The following is a 21,310-nucleotide window of genomic DNA, read 5'->3' as shown; positions in this document are numbered from 1 at the left end:
TCCGCTCCTCACGCCGCCTTGGCGACGGGCACGTCGGCCGTGCGGCGGAAATGCTCGATCGCCGCGGCCACGCCGGAGCCCGGCGCCAGGCGCACGCCGCAATCGAGCAGCGCCATTTCGGCCGCCGAGAGCGAGGCGCAGACCATCACTTCGTTCAGCCAGCCGAGATGGCCGATGCGGAAGACTTTTCCGAACACCTTGTTGAGGCCGCCGCCAAGCGAGGTCCGATAGGCCTGGTAGGCGCGCTTGACGACGTCGCCGCTGTCGATCCCTTCAGGCACCAGGATGGCGCTGACCGTGTCGGAATGCCATTTCGGCGCCCTGGCGCAGAGCTTCAGGCCCCAGGCGTCGACCGCCTTGCGCACGCCTTCGGCAAGGCGATGGTGGCGGGCGAAGATGTTGTCCAGCCCTTCCTCCTCGATCAGGTCGAGCGAGGCGCGCAGGCCGCGCAGCAGCTGTGTCGCCGGCGTGTAGGGGAAATAGCCGGCATCATTGGCGCGGATCATGTCCTCGAAGGAGAAGTAGCAGCGCCGGTGCGTCGAAAGGCGCGAGGCGGCCAGCGCCTTCTTGCTGACCGACAGGAAGCCGAGGCCGGCCGGCAGCATGAAGCCTTTCTGGGAGCCAGAGACGGCGCAGTCGACCCCCCATTCCTCCTGGCGGAAGTCGATCGAGCCGATCGAGGAGACGCCGTCGACGAAGAGAAGGGCAGGGTGGTTGGCGGCATCGAGCGCGGCGCGGCAGCCGGCGACGTCGCTGGTGACGCCCGTCGCGGTCTCGTTCTGCGTGCAGAAGACCGCCTTGATGAGGTGCGCCTTGTCGGCTTTCAGCCGCTCCGCATAGATTTCGAGCGGAACGCCGGTGCCCCATTCGCAGTCGATGACGTCGACCTCGAAGCCGAGGCGCTCGGCCATGTCGACCCACAGATGCGAGAACTGGCCGAAGCGCGACATCAGCACCTTGTCGCCCGGGCTGAGCACGTTGGTCATCGCAGCTTCCCAGGCGCCGGTGCCCGAGGAGGGGTAGATGAAGACGCGGCCGGTCTCGTTCTTGAACACACGCTTGATGTCCTCGAACAGCGGCAAGGTCAGGTCGGGGAAGGAGGCGGCGCGCATATCCTCCATCGGCAGGTTCATGGCCTGCCGGACTTGCTCCGGAATGTTGGTGGGCCCCGGGATGAAAAGATGCGTGAACCCAGCCATGCGCGAAACTCCTCCGATCGTTGGGATTGTGGAGGCAGTTTCGTTTCGATGGGGCCTTGCAACAACACCTTGCCGGGTAAGTTGTTGGCCCTTGCGGGTGGGATGATCCTACCCGATTGGCCTACCCGATAGGCGATTTGGAGGTGCGGCGTTTCTCGCTCGAATAGAGCGCGACGGCCATGGCGCGGTTGCGGACGTCCAGCTTATCGTAGAGATTCTTCAGGTGATACTTCACCGTGTTTTCGGAAATCCCGGTCCGCGTTGCGATCTGCAAATTGGTCCAGCCGTCGGAGAGCACCGCCAGCAATTCGCGCTCGCGCACGGTGAGCCGGGACAGCGGCGTATCGTTGACCTTGTTAATGTCGATATAGGGAATGCAGATGCGGCCGTGGGCGACCGCCAGGATCGTCTCGAAGATGACGGGCGGATCGTCGAACTGGAAGCAGTAGCCTTGAGCGCCGAGGCGTACGCATTGCTTCAGGATGCCGATGTCGTGGTCGTTGGAAAAGATCGTGATGCGCACGCCAAGCTCGCGGCTCTGAACTTCCGTGAGCAGGTCGGCGCCATCCATGTCGGCGAGCTTCCAGCCGACGACGGCGACGTCGAATGTCGTGGCAGAGGCCAGTTCCAGGAATTGCGCGCCGCTGTGCACGACACCGAGCAAATCGAAACGGCCGTCGCATTCCAGCATCTCGCGCAGCGCCGATACGACGAAAGGATTGCGTTCGGCGACGACCACGCGCACGCGCCGCTCGGCATTTTCTTCGCTCGTCTTTCCAGACTTGATGTTCAAGGGCAGCGTTTGTCCTCGGAGCGTTTGGCGATGCGCTGATCCTGCTGGATCATGCATCATGACAATTCTGCCTCAATGGGGAAGGGGTGCTCTTTCCCCAGCGACATGCGCTGTCGCGCCGGCTGAAGCGATTGTCGCATCTGCGGCGCGGGCGCCGCGCGCTGCTTCCGAGACGTTGCGGGGCGAAGGCGACCGTCACATTTCCTTGGCTATTCCGCGCGCTAGCGCGACGTCTTTCCAAGACGAATCCTGTTGCCGCGCTATCTCCCGCTCAGGTTTGGGTTTACCGAAAAGCGGTTTCCACTTTCCGGGATCATGCACTAGACCTCATTTCGGGATTCCTCGTTGCGGGAGGCGCTGGTGGAAAGCCAGGACAGACAGACGACCGGCGCCGCGCCCGCCGAGGAGCACCACGCCGACATCTATGGCGAGGACGGCGCCGTGCGCGCCTCCTTCCTTGCCCAGATTGGCGCGGCGATTGCCGACCGCGACACGATCACCCTCAAGCGCGAAGTCGACGACCTGCACCAGTCGGAGCTCGGCGACGTGCTGGAGGCGCTTCATCCTGAACAGCGCCGCGCTTTGGTCGAACTGCTCGGCTCCGATTTCGACTTCTCCGCGCTGACCGAGGTCGACGAGGCGATCCGCCTCGACATCGTCGACAATTTGCCCAATGCGCAGATCGCCCAGGCGGTGCAGGAGCTCGATTCCGACGACGCGGTCTACATTCTCGAGGACCTCGAGAAGGAAGACCAGGACGAGATCCTGTCGCAGCTGCCGTTCACCGAGCGAATCCGGCTGCGCCGTGCGCTGGACTATCCGGAGGAGACCGCCGGGCGGCGCATGCAGACCGAGTTCGTCGCCGTGCCGCCATTCTGGACGATCGGCCAGACGATCGACTACATGCGCGAGGACAAGAACCTGCCCGAGCGCTTCAGCCAGATCTTCGTCATCGATCCGAGTTTCAAGCTGCTCGGCGCCATCGATCTCGACCAGATCCTGCGCAGCAAGCGCGCGGTCAAGGTCGAGGAGGTCATGCATGAGACCCTGCACGCGATCCCGGCCACGATGGACCAGGAAGAGGCGGCGCGCGAGTTCGAGCAGTACAACCTGCTCTCCGCCGCCGTGGTCGACGAGAACGGGCGGCTGGTCGGCGTGCTGACCATCGACGACGTGGTCGACGTCATCCAGGAAGAGGCGGAAGAGGATCTTCTGCGCATGGGCGGCGTCGGCGACGAAGAACTGTCCGACACGGTGCTCGCCACCTCGCGCTCGCGCGTGCCCTGGCTGCTGGTCAATCTATTGACCGCTTTCCTCGCCGCCTCGGTCATCGGGCTGTTCGACCGCACGATCGAACATATCGTGGCGCTTGCCGTGCTGATGCCGATCGTCGCCGGCATGGGCGGCAATGCCGGCTCGCAGACCATGACGGTCACCGTGCGCGCGCTGGCGACCAGGGATCTCGACATCTACAACGCCGCCCGCATCATCCGTCGCGAGGTGGGTGTCGGCTTCATCAATGGCCTAGTGTTCGCGGTGCTGATCGGCATGGTCGCCGGCTTCTGGTTCCGCGATCCCAATCTGGGCGGCATTATCGCCGCGGCGATGATTATCAACATGTTCGCCGCCGCCTTGGCCGGGATTCTCATCCCGCTGCTGCTTGACCGTTTCAAGATCGATCCGGCCGTGGCCTCCGCCGTCTTCGTCACCACTGTCACCGATGTCGTCGGCTTCTTTGCCTTCTTGGGGCTGGCGACGTGGTGGTTTAGAGTGCCCTAAATCAACGGGCCGGCGTTAATTGACTTTTACGTAAATGCCGTGCGAGGTTGCCGCGGGGTCACGTGCCGATTCCGGCGCTGGATGGGTATCATCGGAGGGAAGGGCGACGCTTGAAGCGGCGATGCCCGGGCTTGGGAGCGGGAATGCGGGAATATTACACGATCACCGAGCTGACACGCGAGTTCGACGTGTCGACGCGGACTCTGCGTTTTTACGAGGACGAGGGGCTGGTGCAGCCGGTGAGGCGCGGCCGCACCCGGCTGTTCAGGCCTTCCGACCGGCATCTCATCCGCCAGATCATGCGGGGCAAAAGGCTCGGCTTCTCGATCAACGAGATCCGCGAGATCATCCAGATGTACAAGGAGCCGCCGGGCGAGGTCGGCCAGCTCAAGCTGATGATCAAGCGTATCGAGGAGAAGCGCGAGGACCTGCGCCAGAAGCGGCGCGACCTGGAAGAGACGCTGGCCGAGTTGGACCAAGCGGAAGAATCCTGCGTGGAGCGGCTGGCCGAGCTCGGTGTCAACACTTAAGCAGCGCTGGCCTCATATCCAGCGCCGCACCCTTTTTGCGTAGTCGCGATATTTCTTGCCGAATTTCGCCGCGAGGATCTTTTCCTCCTTCTCGATCGCCAGCTTCTGCGTCGCGAAGGCGGCGAGGAAGGCAAAGAGCAGGAACCAGCCGATGCCGGTGATGAAGGCGACGCCGATCAAGAGCAGCGTGTTTGCGAGATACATCGGGTTGCGAGTGATGCCGAAGGGGCCGGATGTCACCAGACGATCGGGCTCGGCATTCGGGTCGAGCGTCGTCTTGGCCCTGAACATGGCGCGGATGGCCGTGATCCAGAGCATGGCGACGCCGAACAGCGCCACCCATCCGACACCGAACAGGAGATCGCCGAAGATGTCCCCGATCCAGGGCAGCGGGTAGAGCATGCCGAGGACGACGCTCGCCGCAATCGCCACGACATAGATCACCGGCGGCCAGGGAATGATCCCGTGTCTGGGCTTTGCAATGCCCGTCATTGCTGTCCTCCCTCCATCTGGTCCTCCGTCGCAGCGGTGCAGGTCTCCGCAAGGTCGGCCAGATGCGATTTCCAGACGCTGGACTGGTCGTTGGCGTAGAGCTTGTCGAGAGACCCTTCGCCCTTCAGCGTGTCCAGCATGCAGCCACAATAGCTCGTACAGAACTTGCTGTCCCGCTGCTGTTCGCACTGCGCCTGGCAGGCCGGCAGGAAGCCGGCTTCCTTGTCCTGCGGGGCGGCGGGCATGACCTGCGAGAAGAGCCACACCGAGCCGAACAGAAGCGGCTGGTGGATGAGGTAGAAGGCGAGGCTGTGACGGCCGATGAAGGTCAGCGGGTTCGACCAGCGGCCGGGCAGCCAAGTCCCCAGACGGGCGAGCAGGCCCGTGGCGGAAGCGAGCTTGACCGCGGCAATGCCCGCAAGCACCGCGCCGAACCACGGGAAAAGCGGCACATAGTCGTTGGAACGCGGGTTGGTTGCGGAAAGGCCGACCCACCACAGCGCCGGATGGTCGAAGAGCTCCGAGCGCAGATAGTAAGGGGCTGCAATGACGGCCGCGGCAATGATTGCCGTCAGCAGCCAGGGCAGCCTGAGAAAGGCGAGGCCGAGCAGGCTGACGAGCGCAATCTCGTGGAGGATGCCGAAGAAGATGAAGCCATCCGGCGTGACGACGTAGGTAACGACCGAGATGGCGGCCGCGGCGACTGCGACCATGGCGAAGCGCTTCCAGAAGCCCGGCCAGCGGATTTGCTTGCCATGGGCGAGGAAGAGGCTGACGCCGACCAGGAACAGGAAGGTCGAGGCAATGCAGCGCGCGTAGAACTTCCACCAGCCAAAAGCGGTGAGGGCGGGCGTAGTATAGCCGAAGTTTTCCAGATCCCAGGTGAAGTGGTAGCTCGCCATCGCGATCAGCGCGATGCCGCGCAGGATGTCGATGGCCCGGATGCGACCCTGCTTGGGGGTGTCCTGAACGGGTTCGCCGGTCTTTTGAAGGCTCATTGATCTCGCAATCCGATTCAGTCCTGCCAAACGACTATCACGGTTCAAGCCGACGACAGAAGCAGGCCGCCATCAATGCGGTTCATGGCAGCCATGAAATTCGCTTTAGGCCAGCGCCGGAAAGCCTTTGGCAGGCTTCGCTTTTCGGCCTGCGAGGGTCGGTTTCCTGCTACTGGCCGGCGGCTGGTCCGGCCAGATTCGGCAAAGCGATTCACGTCTCGGAGGGCAGATGTCCACCCATGTGCGCCATCCGATCTGGCTTCCGGCCCTGCGGCCGGCGGACGCGCGCACCTTCGCCTCGCTTTATGCGGTGGAATCCTTCGCCCGCGCCACCATCTCCAGCGTGATCCCGATCCAGGCCTACGAGATCTTGCACAATGAGCGGATCGTCTCGATCCTCTACACCATCGTGTCGCTGATGGGCCTTTCGGTCACGCTGTTCATGCCGATGCTCATCCGCCGCTTCGCGCGGCGCTGGGTCTACACGGCCGGCTGCGTGCTGCTGGCGATCGGCTCCGCCTTCTTCGTCACCCATACGCTGCCTGGGCAGATTGCCGGCATGCTGTGCCGCGTCATGGGGGCGAGCGCGCTGTCGATCACGCTCAACCTCTACATCATGGACCACATCCGCAAGACCGACTTCATGCAGGCGGAATCTCTGCGCATGGCCTGGTCGATGTTCGCCTGGACGGGCGGGCCGACGCTCGGCATCTTCCTCTACACGCATTTCGGCATCTATGCCGCGCATGGCGCGGTCGTTGTGTTTGCGTTCGCGCTGCTTTGCCTGTTCTGGTTCTATCGGCTAAGCGATAACCAGTCGATCCGGCCTGGCGGCAAGACGCGCCCTGCCAATCCGCTCGCCAATATCGGCCGCTTCGTCAAACAGCCAAGGCTCAGGCTCGCCTGGCTGATCGCCTTCGGCCGCTCCTGTTTCTGGACGACGTTCTTCGTCTATGGCCCGCTGTTCATGGTGATCACCGGCCAGGGCGAGCTTGCCGGCGGATTGCTGGTTTCGGCCGGCAACGCGCTTCTGTTCGTGGCTATCTTCTGGGGCAGGGCCGGCAAGCGCTTCGGCGGAAGGCGCGTCATGACCTTCGCCTATTTCGCCATGTCGGCCCTTCTGTTCGCGGCAGGCGGCATCGGGGAGGCCGCGCCGCTGCTCACGGCCGCGCTGCTGTTCTTCGGCGCGCTCTTCACCATCGCCCTCGACGCGCTCGGCTCGACCGCCTTCATGCGCTCGGTGCGCTCATACGAGAAGGCGCAGATGGCGGCGGTCTACCGCACCTATCTCGATTTCTCCGAACTGACGCCGCCGCTCGTCTATTCGGTTGTGCTCACCTTCTTCGGCCTCGGCTCGGTGTTCGTCACGCTCGGCCTCCTGGCCGCCTTCTGCGGCTTCGTCACCTGGCGCTATCTGCCGAAGGCGTTTTGAAGGCTGCATGACGGCCGCGCACCCAGTCGTGGAAGCGGTGCAGATCATACTCCTCCGGCATCAGCACGCCGGCCTGATGGCGCATCGAGTGGAGTCCCTTCTGGTTCACCTCGCAGATCGCGGCGTCTTCCTCCAGCACCTGGGTGCCGAAGGCGACGATGTTGTCTATGTCGGTCTTTCCCAGCGCATCCGGCGCGAACAGCCATTCGGCGGTCAGCTCGGTCTGCTCCGGGCCGAGCGGGGCGAGGCGCACGGTGCGCATGTAATCGACATGGCCGACGATGAACATCGAGGGCAGCGATGTGGCGTAGGTCTGGCCGGCGGCGCGTTCGGCCGGCGTCAGGCCGGAAAAGACGGGACCATGGACATGGCCATCCCGCGACCATGTCTCGGCGCCGGCGCGCAGGCGGCCGGAGAATTCCGGATCGTCATTGTCGGCGTGGCGCACCCATTCGGGATCGTCATGCCTTGCCATCAGGCCGCGGCCGTAGATCGGCACCAGCCGCGACAGGTCCTTGTGCACGCCCGGGCAGTGAAGGCATTCGTTGAAATTCTCCCAGAAGATCTTCCAGTTGCAGTTCATCACCTTGGTGAGCCGATGGCCGGTGACGAGGCTCTCCAGCGGCCAGTTGGAAAGATCGCCGGAGGCCCGATCGAAGGAGCTTTCCGCCGAGCCGTCGGGGTCTTCGGCGAGGTTGATGAAGACGAGACCACGCCAGACCGAGAGCGCTACACGATAGAGCGGATAATCGGCCTTGTCGAAGCCCTCGGGCAGCGATTTCGACGGCACGCGCACGAGATCGCCGCGCAGCGAATAAGACCAGGCGTGATAGGGGCAGGTGAGCAGCCTGGCTTTCAGCCGCCCGGCGCTTTCCCGGCAAAGCTGCGAGCCGCGATGCCGGCAGGTGTTGTGGAAGGCGCGCAAGGCGCCGGTCTCGTCGCGCAGCACGACGATCTCCTGGCTGCCGATGCGCACCGTGCGGAAGGCGAGGGGTTCGGCGATGTCGGCCTCGCGACAAACCATCAGCCAGCTTCGGTACCAGATGGCGTCGAGATCGCGCCGGTATGCATCGGCACCCCAATAGGCGGCCGACGGCAAGGCCGGCTGGAGGCTGGTCAGGCCGTTGTAAGGCGCGCGTTCGCTCGGATTGGGCTGCATCGGCTTCTCCTTGGCCGACGACCAGCCGACACCCCGGCAAAGCTGTTGTCAATTGCCGGCCTGCGGATTGTAGCGCCGGCGCTGGAACCTTAAGGTCGCGCCCATGCTGCCAAGAACCATGTCGCTCACCGAGGAATTGGTCGCCCGCTGCTTTCGCATTGTAGAGGACAGCGGGCCCGATCCCGACGCCGCGCATCTGGATGATGCAGATTATGACGCAATGGCGCGTATGCTGGAGGCTCAGCTTCCCGCCAACGAACCGCTCTGGCTGTTTGGCTACGGTTCCCTGATCTGGAAACCCGAGATCGAGCATGTCGAAGAACGGGTGGCCCTGCTGCGCGGCTGGCACAGATCCTTTTGCATGAAGATGACGCGCTGGCGCGGCACCAAGGAAAGCCCAGGCCTGATGATGGCGCTGGACCGCGGCGGACAGTGCAAGGGCGTCGCCTTTCGGCTCGGGGATGGCGATCGGCGCGAGCAACTCGACAAGCTCTTGCGGCGCGAGGTGACGCTGAAGCCGACCAGCTATCATCCGCGCCTGCTCAATATGACGAGCGATGGCGGTCCGCTGCGGGCGCTGGCCTTCGTCATCAACCGACATGGGACCACCTATGCCGGCCCGTTGAGCGAGGAGGCCGTTGTCGAAAGGCTGACGACATCCTGCGGCCATTGGGGCTCGGGCGCCGACTATCTCTATAACACGGTGAAAAACCTGGAGCAGCGCGGCATCCACGATACGCATCTGTGGCGATTGCAGCAGCTGGTCGCCGCTCGGATCGCCGGCTCGTAGCGGTCGTGCCGCAATCGCGCCGAGCGGTGGCGGAATTTGGTTTGCCGGCAGGAGGGCTTCTGCCTAAAGTCGCGCCGTCGGCCTGATGGCCACGACAATGTTTCATCCAAAGGTGAAGGCAGGAATGACCGGCGCGACAGCCGCGAGCGGCGATAGAGCTTCCGATGGGAAGCTGACCTTCATCCTGGGCGGTGCCCGTTCGGGCAAGAGTTCGCATGCCGAGAGCCTGACGACCGCTAACCCGTCGCCCTGGACCTACATTGCCACAGCACATGCCTATGACGACGAGATGCGCGAGCGCATTGCGCTGCATCGGTCGCGGCGCGGCGAAGGCTGGGTGACCGTCGATGCGCCGCTCGACTTGGTCGGCGCAATCGAGGCCTTGCCAAATCACGAACCTGTGCTGATCGACTGCCTGACTTTGTGGCTCACCAATCACATGCTGGCCGACCACGATGTCGAGGCCGAATGCCAGCGGCTCAAGGATGCGCTGTCGCGGCCGCGCGGCCCGTGGTTCGTGGTTTCCAACGAAGTCGGGCTGGGCATCGTGCCAGATAATGCGCTGGCGCGTCGCTTCCGCGATGCTGCGGGCAGGCTCAACCAGCAGGTCGCGGCGACAGCCGACAGCGTTCTCATGATGGTGGCGGGGCTGCCGCTCAAGGTGAAATGACATGGCCGAAATCGAGGACAAGATGATTAGCGAGGGGGACGCCGAGCGCCATCGCGCCAAGATGGCCAAGCGGAAGGCCGTGCAAGATGCCGAGGTGGCCGGCAAGACGATCGAGAAAGGGCTGCTGATCGTTAACACCGGACCGGGCAAGGGCAAGACCACCGCCGCGTTCGGACTGGCTCTGAGGATGCTGGGCTACGGCAAGCGCGTTGGCGTCGTCCAGTTCATCAAAGGCAAGTGGCATACCGGCGAAAAGGACGCTTTCGCCGCCTTTGGCGATCGCGTCGTCTGGCATGCGATGGGCGAGGGTTTTACCTGGGAGACGCAGGACCTCAAGCGCGATATCGCCGCCGCCGAGGCCGCCTGGGCCAAGGCGCAGGAGCTGATGGCCGATCCGTCGATCAGCCTCGTGGTGCTCGACGAGCTCAACATCGCGCTGCGCTACGATTATCTCGACCTGGAAAAGGTGGTCGCGGCGTTGAAGGCGCGCCGGGACGATCTGCATGTGATCGTCACCGGCCGCAACGCCAAGCCGCTGCTCGTCGAGGCGGCCGATCTCGTCACCGAAATGGGGCTGACGAAGCACCATTTCGCCGCCGGCGTGAAGGCGCAGCAGGGAATTGAGTTTTAGCCGCTGATAAAGATGGTCAGGTAGATCACCATCGCCGAGACGACCGCGAACAGGCTAAGCAGCAGCCAGTCCGCCATGCGATAGAGCTTCAAGGCCTGGCGGATGTCGGTGCTCTCGGCCTCGCGGCGGCCGCCTTCGCCCATCAAGGCGTCCTCGACGACCTCGCCGCCATAGCTGCGCGGTCCGGCGAGCGAAAGCCCCAGCGCGCCGGCCATCGCCGCCTCCGGCCAGCCGGCATTGGGCGAACGATGCTTCCTGGCGTCGCGGCGCATGACATGCCAGGCGGCGCGTGGATCGGCTCCCGGGACCAGAAAGGCCGCCAGCACGATAAGCAGGCCGGTCAGCCGCGATGCGGGCAGGTTGATCAGGTCGTCGAAGCGGGCGGCCGCACGGCCGAAGGCTTCGTATTTCGGCGTCTTGTGGCCGATCATCGAATCGGCGGTGTTGGCCGCCTTGTAGGCAGCACCTCCGCCAAGGCCGCCGATGCCGGTCCAGAAGGCGGGCGCGACGATGCCGTCCGAAAAATTCTCGGCCAGGCTTTCGATCGCAGCGCGGGCGACACCTGCCTTGTCCAGCTTTTCCGGATCGCGGCCGACGATGCGCGAAACGGCGATGCGGCCGAGCGTCAGGCCGCCGGTCTCCAGCGCGTCGGCGACATCCTCGACATGCTCGGCAAGGCTTTTCTGCGACAGCAGCGCGGAGCCGAGGATGGCAGCGAACACGAGGCCGGTGGGAAAGATCATCCACAGCACGACGTGCAGCGCCAGACCGATGAGGCCCGGCACCAGCAGAATGACAAGCAAGGCCTGAACGCCGCGGCGGCGACGTATTTCGTCGGAATCGGTGGCGCGATTGAGTCGGCGATCGAGAAAGGATATCAGCCTGCCGATCCAGGTTACCGGATGGCCGATGGCGCTGAACAGCCAGTCCGGATAGCCGAGGGCGCGTTCGACAGCGAGTGACAGGAAAGCGATCAGGACAGACATGAAGCTTCTAGGCGGCGCGATCGCAGCGGTTGATCATGGGGGCAGCCTTGGCCGGGCAAGCGCGCTCTTTCCTCATGCGCCACAACCTTTCGTGGACCTCTCGACAGGTATCAACCCGCACTCCTATCCGCTTTTCGAACTGCCCGCCACCGCCCTGACCCGATTGCCCGAGGCAGGACAACTGCGCGAATTAGCCGAAATTGCGGCTGGAGCCTATGGCGCGCCGTCGGCGGCGCATGTGGCGGCGGCGCCCGGCACGCAGATTCTGCTTCCGCGGGTCGCTTCGCTGGTGCGGCCTGGCAAGGCGCTGGTGCTCGGCCCGACCTATGCCGAACACGCCCGCGCCGCGGCCATCGCCGGCCATGCGGTCGCGGAGATCAGCGATTTCGATGCACTGGCCGAGGCGGACCTTGCGGTGCTGGTCAATCCTAACAATCCGGACGGGCGGGTGATCGAAAAGGCGCGCCTGCTCAAGCTCGCCGCGCGACTTCGCGCCAAGGGCGGGCTGCTCGTCGTCGACGAAGCCTTCATGGATGTCGGCCCGATCGAACACAGCCTGGCGGAGGATGTTGGGGAGGGCGGCATTGTCGTGCTGCGCTCGTTCGGCAAGTTCTTCGGCCTTGCGGGCGTTCGGCTCGGCTTCGCGCTCGCCGATCCACTTACGGCCGAGCGGCTGGATGCGCAGCTCGGCCCCTGGGCGGTGGCCGGCCCGGCGCTCGAATACGGCATCCGCGCCCTGTCGGACACGGCGTGGCAGAACGATATGCGACAGCGCCTGGCGCAAGATGCCGGGCGGCTCGACGCGCTGCTTCGCCGATTCGATGTCCCGGTCGCCGGCGGCATCAGCCTGTTCCGCTATTTGTCGTTTGCCGAGGCCTCAAGCCTGTTTTCGGCGCTGGGCTCGAACGGCGTGCTGGTCCGCCATTTTGCGGAGCGGCCGCAGGTCTTGCGCGTCGGTCTGCCGGGCGACGAAGCGGACTGGCAGCGCCTCGACGACGCCCTTGCCGCGTGGGCCCAAAATCAAAGAGAAAGAGCATGATGTCACCCGAAAACCGCTTCACACTTTTCGGCATCATGCTCTAGGCGCGAAGATGCGCCGAAGGAGGCCCGACGATGATCCATGTCTGTTCGCTGTCGAAAGTCGACGAAACCGTCGCCAGGACCGGTGCCGAGCGCTTGCTGTCCCTGCTTGCCGCCGGTACGGAGGTGACCCGGCCGGCCTCGATCCTGGCGGAAAACCACCTGCACCTCGTCATGCACGACATCGCCGTGGCGCAGGAAGGCATGACGATGCCCGGCGAGGAGCATGTGCGGGCTTTGCTCGATTTCGCCTATCGCTGGGATCGGGCAAAGCCGCTGGTCGTGCATTGCTATGCCGGCGTCAGCCGCTCGACGGCGTCGGCTTACATCATCGCGGCGGCGCTGGCGCCCAAGCGCGACGAGATGGAACTCGCCCGGACGCTGCGTTTCCTGTCGCCAACCGCGACGCCCAATCCTCGGCTGATCGCCGTCGCAGACATGCTGCTCCAGCGGGACGGCCGGATGATCGCGGCGATCGAGGCGATCGGGCGCGGCGCCGACGCGTTCGAGGGGATACCCTTCGAACTGGGGATCGAAGCCTAAGTCAAAGCGGACTAACCGCTACGACAGCCACTCCGCAAGCTTCGCCTTGCGCACGTCCCTCACCAGGTTGATAAAACCGTCGGCTTGCATTTCCGCCGTCAGGCGACCCTTCTCGGCCGTTGCGATCGAGGCGTCGCCGACCACGCCGTTGGGGTTGAGGTCGCTGGCGATCCAGGCAAAGGCATGCGTGCCGGTGTGGCGCAGCAGGGCGAACTCCTTTTCGGCGCGGCCGACATTGGAGACGAAATTGTCGGCCTTGCTCATGTCGACGAGGTCGGGCCGGAAGTGCAGCATCAGCGAGGTCTCGACATCGCCGCCGTGGATGCCGTGACGATCCTCGAGCTCGGTATACATGCCGGCCGGGCGGCCGAAACGCTGCCAGCTTGTCTTCACCGACAGCATTTTGGCGCGCACGCGCAATTCACGCGAAATGATGCCCATGATCTCTTCATTGCCGCCATGCGAATTGACGATGATCAGCTTTCTCACCCCGGCACGGGCGACCGACAGGCCGAGCTCGGTCCAGGCGTCCACCAAGGTTGTGGCGGGCAAGGTGAGCGTTCCCGGCGCATGCAGGTGCTCGTTCGACTTGCCGACCGCCTGGACCGGCAGGATGCGGATGTCGAGATCGTCGGGCAGACGTGCGATCACCGTCTCCAGCATGCCCATCATGATCGAGGTGTCGGTCGAGACCGGCAGATGCGGGCCATGCTGCTCGATAGCGGCCACCGGCAGCACGGCGATGGTCGCTTCGGCGTCGATGGAGGCATATTCGGTCGTCCGGTAGTCGCCCCACCACACACGTCTTTTCGTCACTTTTCGTCTCCTGATTGGTCTGCCTTCCGGCCAGATCTAAAAACTGTACGCGGCAACAGCTAGCCTGCCGCCAGCACCTCGACCTCGACCTTGAACTCCGGACGGGCGAAGCCGGAAACGATCATCAGTGTCGATGCCGGCGCGGGATCGGAAAAGAGCCGGTTGCGGACATCCATATACGCCTGCAGGTGCTCGCGGCCGGTGACGAAGGCGTTGATGCGCACGGTGTCGTTCAAGGTCAGGCCGGCCTCGCTCAGAATCGCGGCGATGTTCTTGAAGCAGAGCTCCGTCTGCGCGCCCGCATCATCCGGTACGGCATCGTCGGGACCGATGCCCAATTGGCCCGAGCACAGCACCAGCCGTTTTCCGGTGGGTATTTCGACGCCGTGGCTGTAGCGGGCGAAAGGCGGCTTGATCGTCTTGGGGGCGAGGTATTTCAGCATGGCATTCTCCTGTGCGCCTGCAGACTAAGGCTCGATTCATGAAACCTTCAAGATGCGGTGCATGCCGCCGGGGCGATTATGGACAGGCGTCCAAAAAATGGGCACGATGCCTTTCGTACAGCATGACCCTTCCGGTCTCGGCAATGACTGCCGCGCAAGCGGGCGGCCCGGGTGGTGGCATGTGTCTTGCTTCTTGAGTCAATGGTGTCGAGCCCAGCGCGTTGCGCGCCGGAGCCAAGAGAGGGTGAGTTTATGATCGGAAATAGGAAGATCCTGGCGGGCTCGATCGCGTTGCTGGCGGCGGGCACGCTGAGCGCTGCCGCGAACGAGAAAGTTACGTTCGGCACCAACTGGCTGGCCGAGCCGGAACATGGCGGCTATTACCAGGCGGTTGCCGACGGCACCTACGCCGCCTGTGGCCTCGACGTCACCATCATGCAGGGCGGTCCGCAGGTCAGCGGCCGGCCGATGCTGCTTGCCGGCAAGATCGATTTCTACATGGGCGGCAACCTGCTCTCGGCCTTCGATGCGGTGCAGCAAGGGATTCCGATGCGCGTCGTCGCGTCCGACTTCCAGAAGGATCCGCAGGTCATCATGTCCCATCCGGGGGAGGGGCTGGACAAGTGGGAAGACCTCAAGAACGCCGACCAGTACATCATGGGTGACGAGGGCGCGCAGACCTTCTTCCAGTGGATGGTCACCGATCTCGGATTCGACGCCGCCAAGCGTGTGCCTTACACGTTCAACCCGGCGCCGTTCATCGCCAACAAGAAGTCGATCCAGCAGGGCTATGTGACCTCCGAGCCTTTTGCGGTGCAGAAGCAGGGCGGCTTTACGCCGAACCAGTTCCTGCTTGCCGATAATGGCTGGGATACCTATGCGACGACCATCGAGGTGATGCAGGACACGATCGACAAGCGACCGGAGGTTGTGCAGTGTTTCGTCGATGGCTCGGCCAAGGGCTGGTACAAGTACCTCTACGGCGACAACAAGGCCGCAAACGACATGATCAAGAAGGACAATCCCGACATGACGGATGAGCAGATCGCCTTCTCGATCGAGCAGTTGAAGAAGTTCGGCATTGTCGATTCGGGCGATTCGGAAAAGCTCGGCATCGGCACGATGAACGAAGCCCGCATCCAGAGTTTCTACGACAAGATGGTCAAGGCCAAGGTCGCGCAGCCAGGCCTCGACATCAAGAAGGCCTATACGCTGGCCTTCATCAACAAGGGCGTCGGGCTGGAGCTGAAGAAATAGGCGGCCGGCCTGAGATGATCCAAGAGAAATTGGCTGAGACGCCGGCGGCACCGGGCGCGGTCCCGATGCTGCTTGCGTTGCGCAATGTCGGCAAGGTCTTTTCCAACGGCGTGACGGCGCTGAGCAAGGTCGACCTGGCGATCCGGGAAGGCGATTTCCTGAGCTTGCTCGGCCCTTCCGGCTGCGGCAAGTCGACGGCGCTGCGGCTGATCGCGGGTCTCTCGACCCCGACCTCCGGCCAGCTCGACTGGCGCGGCTCGATCGACCGCTCGAACACCGGCTTCGTCTTCCAGGAGCCGACGCTGCTGCCCTGGGCCAGCGTCTTCGACAATGTCTGGCTGCCGTTGAGGCTGAAGGGCGTGTCGCGTGCCAAGGCGGAGCCGGCCGTAATGGAGATGCTGTCGCGGGTCCATCTCACCGGCTTCGAGAACGCCGTGCCGCGCGAGCTTTCCGGCGGCATGAAGATGCGCGTCTCGATCGCGCGGGCCATGGTGACCAAGCCGCGCATCCTGCTGATGGACGAGCCCTTCGCGGCGCTCGACGAGATCACCCGCTTCAAGCTCAACAACGATCTTCTGGAGCTGTGGCAGGACGAACGCTTCACCGTAGTCTTCGTCACCCACAGCGTTTTCGAGAGCGTCTTCCTGTCCAGCCGCGTCGTCGTCATGGCCGCGCGGCCGGGCCGCGTCCATGGCGAACTCCCGATCAACGCGCCTTATCCGCGCGACGAGGCGTTCCGCACCTCGCCGGACTATGCCGCGCTTTGCAGGCAGGCCTCGGACGTGCTGGTCGACGCCATCAACTCAACCGCCGGATCGCATCATGACGGCCATTGAAGACGCCACGCTGAAGCTCGATCCGGAAGAGGCGCGCCGCGCCCGACAGGAGCGGCTGGAGCGCATCGGCAAATGGGTGCTGCCGCTGGCGATCATGGTGCTAGCGATCGTCCTGTGGGACCGTATCTGCGTCTGGAACGAGATCCCGCAATATATCCTGCCGCGTCCCGGCGTGGTGCTGCAGACGCTGCACAATGACGCCGGCCTGTTGTTCTCATCACTGTTGGTGACGCTTCGGATCACCTTTTTCAGCCTGTTGCTCGCCGTCATCGGCGGCGTCGGTCTGGCGGTGCTGTTCGCGCAGTCGAAATGGGTGGAGATGTCGTTCTTCCCCTTCGCCATAGTGCTGCAGGTGACCCCGATCGTGGCGATCTTCCCGCTGATCAACATCTATGTGAACAACCAGACGGTCAAACTGCTGCTCTGCGCCTGGATCGTCGCCTTCTTTCCGATCCTGTCTAACACGACGCTTGGCTTGAACTCGGTCGACCGCAATTTGCGCGACCTGTTCAAGCTCAACGGCGCGACGCGCTGGCAGCAATTGCGTTATCTGCGGCTGCCGGCGGCGATGCCCTATTTCCTCGGCGGGCTGAAGATCGCCGGCGGCCTGTCGCTGATCGGCGCCGTGGTGGCGGAATTCGTCGCCGGCGCGCAGGGGCAGTCGTCCGGGCTCGCGTCCCGCATCATCGAGGCAGGCTACCGGCTCAACGCGCCGCGGCTGTTCGCGGCGCTGATCCTGATCTCGCTCACCGGCATCCTGATCTTCCTTGTGCTGTCGCTGGTGTCGCATCTCATCCTGCGCCGCTGGCACGAGAGCGCGCTGAAACAGGAGCGCTAGGGTGGTAGCAGGGAAAATCGCGAAGAGGACCAGACCTTGATACCTGCCTCTGGTTCCTACCGGCTTGCCAATGCCCATGTTCATCGGTCGCTGACGCCCGAGCTTGCCGCGTCGTTTGACGCGGAGGGTTTCGCGCTGGCCGAACTGACCGTTGCCGGCGGCAAGATCGTGAGCATCGTCGCCCATGCCAAGCCGAATGCAGAAGCCAACGCAATCGACCTCGCCGGCCGGATCGTGCTGCCGTGCTTCGTCGATTGCCACACCCACATCGACAAGGGCCATATCTGGCCGCGAAAGCCCAATCCTGACGGGACCTTCATGGGCGCGCTCAATGCCACCGGCGCCGACCGCGCCGCACGCTGGAGCGCCGAGGACGTCGCGCGGCGCATGGATTTTTCGCTGCGCTCGGCCTACGCGCATGGCACCAAGGCCGTACGCACGCATCTCGACAGCGTGCCGCCGCAGGAGGAGATCTCCTGGCCGGTGTTCGAGGCGATGCGCAAGAAGTGGCGCGGGCGCATCGACCTGCAGGCGGCCTGCCTGCTCGGCATCGAAGGCGTGCGCGACAAGACGTGGTTCGAGCGGCTGGCCAAGCGCGTCGCCGCGGCCAAGGGCGTGCTCGGCGTCGTCACCTATATGGTGCCCGACCTCGAGGAACTGCTCGACAAGGTATTCGCTGAAGCCATCAAGCACGGGCTCGATCTCGATTTCCATGCCGACGAGACCGACGACGTCGCAGCCATCTCGCTGAAGAAGATCGCCGAGGCGTCGCTGTGGAACGGCTTCGAGGGCAATATCCTGGTCGGCCATTGCTGCTCGCTGGCGCGCCAGCCGGACCTCGAGGTGTTGGACACGCTGGACAAGGTGGCGAAGGCGCGGCTCGCCGTGGTGTCGCTGCCGATGTGCAATCTCTATCTGCAGGACCGGCGCAACAACGGTACCACCCCGCGCTGGCGCGGCGTGACACTGCTGCACGAGATGAAGGCGCGCGGCATCAAGGTGGCGGTCGCCTCCGACAACACGCGCGATCCGTTCTATGCCTATGGCGATCTCGATATGCTGGAGGTCTACCGCATGGCGACGCGCATCCTGCATTTCGACCATCCGGTGGGCGACTGGCCGAGGGCTGTAGCGGCGACACCGGCCGAGGTGATGCGGCTTGAAGACGCCGGCATGCTTGCGGTCGGTGGCAGTGCCGACTTCATCGTCTTCAAGGGACGCAGTTGGACCGAATTGCTGTCGCGGCCCGAATCGGATCGCATCGTGGTGCGCGAGGGCAGGGCGATCGAACGCCAACTGCCCGATTATTCCGAACTCGACGAATTGATGGTGGGATGATGGATATCGCAGTGCTGAAGCGCGATCTCGACGGGATCAAGATCGACGACCATCCAGCCATCGTCCAGCAGAAGAGCCGCGACTTCTACTGGTACAGCCCGGTGTTGAAGGCGCAACTCGATCACATCAAGGGCGACCTGATCGTTACCCCGAAGAATGAGGATGAGGTGATCCGCGTGCTTGCCGCGTGCCACCGGCACGGCGTCCCGGTGACGCCGCGAGGCAGCGGCACCGGCAATTATGGACAGGCGATGCCGCTGTCGGGCGGCGTGGTGCTGAATCTCGCCGAGATGAACGCGATCAAGACGATCGCACCGGGGCGGGTGGTGACCGGGCCGGGCGCAATCCTTGCCGACATCGACAAGGCGACGCGGGCGCATTCCGGACAAGAGCTCAGGCTCTCGCCCTCGACCTACAACACTGCTTCGATCGGCGGCTTCATCGCCGGCGGTTCGGGGGGCGTCGGCTCGATCAATTTCGGCGGTTTGCGCGATTTCGGCAATGTGCTGCGGCTTCGTGTCGTCACCATGGAGGCCGAGCCGAAGTCGCTTGAGCTCACCGGCGAGGACCTGCACAAGGTCACGCATGCCTACGGCACCAACGGCATCATCACCGAGGTCGAGATGCCGCTGACCGCCGCCTATGAATGGATCGATGTCATTGTCGGCTTCGACAGCTTCATGGGCGCCGCTCGCTACGGCAACGCGTTGGCCTGCCAGGACGGCATCCTGACCAAGCTGATCACGCCGATCGCCGCACCCGTGCCGCAGTTCTATTTCAAGCGCCACCAGAAATTCCTGCGCGAGGGGCAGAGCATCTGCGTCGTCATGGTGGCGCGGCACGGGCTCGACGCCTTCCTTGCCTTCACGAGGCGCGCCGGCGGCGCGGTCATCTTCAACGCGGCAACCGCCACGGACGAGGACAAGAAGGGCCTGCCGCCTGCCTATGAGCTCGCCTGGAACCACACGACGCTGAGGGCGCTGCGCGTCGACCCGACGATCACCTATCTGCAGTCGCTCTATCCGTTTCCCAACCAGCTGGCGCTGGTCGAGAAGATGGACGCGATGTTCCCGGGCGAGGTGTTCTCGCATCTGGAATTCGTGCGGCTCGACGGCAACATCACCTGCTTCGGCCTGCCGCTGGTCAAGTTCACCACCGAGGCGCGGTTGGACGAGATCATCCGCCTGCACGAGGAGAATGGCTGCCCGGTCTTCAACCCGCATCGATACACGCTGGAGGAAGGCGGCATGAAGCAGACCGACGAGATCCAGCTCGCCTTCAAGCGTGAGACCGATCCGCAAGGCCTGCTCAACCCCGGCAAGATGATCGCCTGGGAAAACCCGGATTACGACTACCGCTCCGGCCGGACGTTCCTGTTCAAGGGCTTGCAAAAGGCGAGCTGATGAACATCCTCGTGCTTTACGCCCATCCGGTGGAGACCAGCTTCAATGCCGGCCTGCACCGGACGATCGTCGAGCGCCTCTCTGCGGCCGGCCATGCGGTCGACGATTGCGACCTCTACGCAGAGGATTTCGATCCGCGGCTGACGCGCGCCGAGCGGCTCGGCTACCACGATCCGCGCGGGCCGGACGACGCGGTCGCCGGCTATGTCGAAAGGCTGAAGAACGCCGAGGCGCTGGTGCTGTCTTTCCCGGTCTGGAACTATGGTTATCCGGCGATCTTGAAAGGATTTTTCGACCGCGTCTTCCTGCCCGGCGTGTCGTTCAAGCTGGTCGACGGCAAGGTGCGGCCGACACTGCACAACATCCGCAAGACGGCGGCCGTCACCACCTATGGCGGCAGCCGTTTTCGCGCCATGCTGATGGGCGACCCGCCGCGCAAGATCGTCAAGCGCATGCTGCGGGCCACGATCAGACCCGGCGCTCCCGTCTCCTATCTCGCGCATTATTCGATGAACCTCTCCACCGACGAGACGCGCAACGCCTTCATGGCGAAGGTCGCGGCGACAATGGACGCCTTCTGATGCGCGTGCTGGTGGTCTACTGCCATCCGGTGCCGGAAAGCTATTGCGCCGCGATCCGTGACGCGGCGGTGGAGGCCTTGACGCGGAGAGGCTGGGACGTGCGGCTGCTCGACCTCTACGCCGAGAATTTCGATCCGGTGATGAGCTGTGAGGAGCGGCGCTCCTATAACGACCGTGCGCCCGAGGATCCGGCACTCGAACCGCATTTCGAGCATCTGCAATGGGCCGAGGCGATCCTGTTCATCTATCCGACCTGGTGGTACGGCTTGCCGGCGATGCTGAAAGGCTGGTTCGACCGGGTCTGGGCGACCGACATCGCCTTCAAGCTGCCGGCCGGCAAGGGGCGGATCACGTCGCTGATGCGGCATGTCACCAAGGTCGGCGTCATCACCACCTGCGGCGCGCCAACCTGGTGGAGCGTGGTCGTCGGCCAGCCGGGCCGGAAGACGATCCTGCGCGGCATGCGGGCGCTGTGCGCCACGCGCTGCAAGACGTTCTTCCTGGCGCACTATCTGATGGATTCGTCGACACCGAAGAGCCGGGCGGCGTTTTTGGGCAAGGTCAGGGCGAGGCTGGAGCGGTTTTGAGGTTAGCTTTCTTCTCCCCGTTCAACGGGGAGAAGATGCCGGCAGGCAGATGAGGGGCGGCGCGAACTCACGTTAATTTGGGGCTGCCCCTCATCCGGCCCTTCGGGCCACCTTCTCCCCGTGGAACGG

Annotated in this window: 23 protein-coding genes; 15 read left to right on the top strand and 8 right to left on the bottom strand. The window is 64.0% G+C overall.

Features of this window, described 5'->3' with window-relative positions:
- Nucleotides 1-8: 8 nt before the first annotated feature.
- Entirely contained in the window at nt 9-1,199 is a 1,191-nt protein-coding gene (locus FJW06_RS06660; RefSeq protein ID WP_140749709.1) for an aminotransferase class V-fold PLP-dependent enzyme, read from the bottom strand.
- 121 nt (nt 1,200-1,320) lie between these two features.
- Nucleotides 1,321-1,944, bottom strand: a complete 624-nt coding sequence (locus tag FJW06_RS06655) for a response regulator transcription factor (protein ID WP_140749899.1) — start codon at nt 1,942-1,944, stop codon at nt 1,321-1,323.
- 408 nt (nt 1,945-2,352) lie between these two features.
- On the opposite strand from FJW06_RS06655, the gene mgtE reads away from it, so the two are divergent.
- Entirely contained in the window at nt 2,353-3,771 is a 1,419-nt protein-coding gene (mgtE, locus tag FJW06_RS06650) for a magnesium transporter (protein ID WP_140749706.1), read from the top strand.
- A gap of 143 nt (nt 3,772-3,914) precedes the next feature.
- The gene (locus FJW06_RS06645; RefSeq protein ID WP_027168973.1) at nt 3,915-4,301 is read left to right on the top strand and encodes a MerR family DNA-binding transcriptional regulator; all 387 of its coding nucleotides are present in this window, start codon (nt 3,915-3,917) and stop codon (nt 4,299-4,301) included.
- 12 nt (nt 4,302-4,313) lie between these two features.
- Here FJW06_RS06645 and FJW06_RS06640 read toward each other — a convergent pair whose 3' ends face one another.
- Complete coding sequence (locus FJW06_RS06640; protein WP_140749703.1) at nt 4,314-4,793, bottom strand: isoprenylcysteine carboxylmethyltransferase family protein; 480 nt, start codon at nt 4,791-4,793, stop codon at nt 4,314-4,316.
- The gene (locus FJW06_RS06635; protein WP_140749700.1) at nt 4,790-5,791 is read right to left on the bottom strand and encodes a DUF1624 domain-containing protein; all 1,002 of its coding nucleotides are present in this window, start codon (nt 5,789-5,791) and stop codon (nt 4,790-4,792) included. Before FJW06_RS06635 ends, FJW06_RS06640 begins: the two co-directional genes overlap by 4 nt.
- Nucleotides 5,792-6,020: 229 nt before the next feature.
- Here FJW06_RS06635 and FJW06_RS06630 point away from each other — a divergent pair, with 229 nt between their 5' ends.
- Nucleotides 6,021-7,223 carry an MFS transporter gene (locus FJW06_RS06630; RefSeq protein WP_140749697.1) on the top strand — a complete coding sequence of 401 codons (1,203 nt, stop codon included), beginning with the start codon at nt 6,021-6,023 and terminating at the stop codon, nt 7,221-7,223.
- Here the strand turns inward: FJW06_RS06630 and FJW06_RS06625 are convergent.
- On the bottom strand, nt 7,192-8,382 hold the full coding sequence (locus FJW06_RS06625; protein WP_140749694.1) for an aromatic ring-hydroxylating dioxygenase subunit alpha: 1,191 nt from the start codon (nt 8,380-8,382) through the stop codon (nt 7,192-7,194). The two genes, FJW06_RS06630 and FJW06_RS06625, sit on opposite strands and share 32 nt — an antisense overlap.
- 103 nt (nt 8,383-8,485) lie before the next feature.
- On the opposite strand from FJW06_RS06625, the gene FJW06_RS06620 reads away from it, so the two are divergent.
- The 3 genes from FJW06_RS06620 (at nt 8,486) to cobO (ending at nt 10,473) form a co-directional block, all read left to right on the top strand.
- Entirely contained in the window at nt 8,486-9,172 is a 687-nt protein-coding gene (locus FJW06_RS06620; RefSeq protein ID WP_140749691.1) for a gamma-glutamylcyclotransferase, read from the top strand.
- Between the two features lie 124 nt (nt 9,173-9,296).
- Nucleotides 9,297-9,842 carry a bifunctional adenosylcobinamide kinase/adenosylcobinamide-phosphate guanylyltransferase gene (gene cobU, locus FJW06_RS06615; protein ID WP_140749688.1) on the top strand — a complete coding sequence of 182 codons (546 nt, stop codon included), beginning with the start codon at nt 9,297-9,299 and terminating at the stop codon, nt 9,840-9,842.
- A gap of 1 nt (nt 9,843) precedes the next feature.
- On the top strand, nt 9,844-10,473 hold the full coding sequence (cobO, locus tag FJW06_RS06610) for a cob(I)yrinic acid a,c-diamide adenosyltransferase (RefSeq protein WP_140749685.1): 630 nt from the start codon (nt 9,844-9,846) through the stop codon (nt 10,471-10,473).
- Here cobO and cbiB read toward each other — a convergent pair.
- The gene (gene cbiB / locus FJW06_RS06605) at nt 10,470-11,459 is read right to left on the bottom strand and encodes an adenosylcobinamide-phosphate synthase CbiB (protein WP_140749682.1); all 990 of its coding nucleotides are present in this window, start codon (nt 11,457-11,459) and stop codon (nt 10,470-10,472) included. The two genes, cobO and cbiB, sit on opposite strands and share 4 nt — an antisense overlap.
- On the opposite strand from cbiB, the gene cobD reads away from it, so the two are divergent.
- Nucleotides 11,458-12,498 carry a threonine-phosphate decarboxylase CobD gene (gene cobD / locus FJW06_RS06600; protein WP_140749679.1) on the top strand — a complete coding sequence of 347 codons (1,041 nt, stop codon included), beginning with the start codon at nt 11,458-11,460 and terminating at the stop codon, nt 12,496-12,498. The two genes, cbiB and cobD, sit on opposite strands and share 2 nt — an antisense overlap.
- 74 nt (nt 12,499-12,572) lie before the next feature.
- Entirely contained in the window at nt 12,573-13,082 is a 510-nt protein-coding gene (locus FJW06_RS06595) for a tyrosine phosphatase family protein (protein ID WP_140749676.1), read from the top strand.
- A gap of 18 nt (nt 13,083-13,100) precedes the next feature.
- On the opposite strand, the gene FJW06_RS06590 is transcribed toward FJW06_RS06595, so the two are convergent.
- Together FJW06_RS06590 and FJW06_RS06585 are read right to left on the bottom strand one after the other, a co-directional pair.
- Nucleotides 13,101-13,898 carry a creatininase family protein gene (locus FJW06_RS06590; RefSeq protein ID WP_140749673.1) on the bottom strand — a complete coding sequence of 266 codons (798 nt, stop codon included), beginning with the start codon at nt 13,896-13,898 and terminating at the stop codon, nt 13,101-13,103.
- 59 nt (nt 13,899-13,957) lie between these two features.
- Nucleotides 13,958-14,341: a RidA family protein gene (locus tag FJW06_RS06585; RefSeq protein WP_140749670.1), complete on the bottom strand. Its 384-nt coding sequence runs from the start codon at nt 14,339-14,341 to the stop codon at nt 13,958-13,960.
- Between the two features lie 252 nt (nt 14,342-14,593).
- On the opposite strand from FJW06_RS06585, the gene FJW06_RS06580 reads away from it, so the two are divergent.
- From FJW06_RS06580 to FJW06_RS06550, 7 genes are read left to right on the top strand one after another with little or no spacing between them, the layout of a single operon-like run.
- The gene (locus FJW06_RS06580) at nt 14,594-15,598 is read left to right on the top strand and encodes an ABC transporter substrate-binding protein (protein WP_140749667.1); all 1,005 of its coding nucleotides are present in this window, start codon (nt 14,594-14,596) and stop codon (nt 15,596-15,598) included.
- 14 nt (nt 15,599-15,612) lie between these two features.
- Nucleotides 15,613-16,434 carry an ABC transporter ATP-binding protein gene (locus tag FJW06_RS06575; protein WP_140749664.1) on the top strand — a complete coding sequence of 274 codons (822 nt, stop codon included), beginning with the start codon at nt 15,613-15,615 and terminating at the stop codon, nt 16,432-16,434.
- Complete coding sequence (locus FJW06_RS06570) at nt 16,421-17,272, top strand: ABC transporter permease (protein WP_140749661.1); 852 nt, start codon at nt 16,421-16,423, stop codon at nt 17,270-17,272. The genes FJW06_RS06575 and FJW06_RS06570 overlap by 14 nt, the downstream gene beginning before the upstream one ends.
- A 36-nt stretch (nt 17,273-17,308) precedes the next feature.
- On the top strand, nt 17,309-18,610 hold the full coding sequence (locus tag FJW06_RS06565) for a cytosine deaminase (protein ID WP_140749658.1): 1,302 nt from the start codon (nt 17,309-17,311) through the stop codon (nt 18,608-18,610).
- Nucleotides 18,610-20,013 carry an FAD-binding oxidoreductase gene (locus FJW06_RS06560; protein WP_140749896.1) on the top strand — a complete coding sequence of 468 codons (1,404 nt, stop codon included), beginning with the start codon at nt 18,610-18,612 and terminating at the stop codon, nt 20,011-20,013. The genes FJW06_RS06565 and FJW06_RS06560 overlap by 1 nt, the downstream gene beginning before the upstream one ends.
- A complete protein-coding gene (locus FJW06_RS06555; protein WP_181178162.1) occupies nt 20,013-20,594 on the top strand; it encodes an NAD(P)H-dependent oxidoreductase in 582 nt (193 codons plus the stop codon). Before FJW06_RS06560 ends, FJW06_RS06555 begins: the two co-directional genes overlap by 1 nt.
- The gene (locus FJW06_RS06550) at nt 20,594-21,181 is read left to right on the top strand and encodes an NAD(P)H-dependent oxidoreductase (protein ID WP_140749652.1); all 588 of its coding nucleotides are present in this window, start codon (nt 20,594-20,596) and stop codon (nt 21,179-21,181) included. Before FJW06_RS06555 ends, FJW06_RS06550 begins: the two co-directional genes overlap by 1 nt.
- Nucleotides 21,182-21,310: the final 129 nt, after the last annotated feature.

The organism is Mesorhizobium sp. B4-1-3 (assembly GCF_006439355.1).
Taxonomy (GTDB): domain Bacteria; phylum Pseudomonadota; class Alphaproteobacteria; order Rhizobiales; family Rhizobiaceae; genus Mesorhizobium.
The sequence above is the reverse complement of the archived record's forward strand: the minus strand, read 5'-3'. Positions and strand labels throughout refer to the sequence as shown.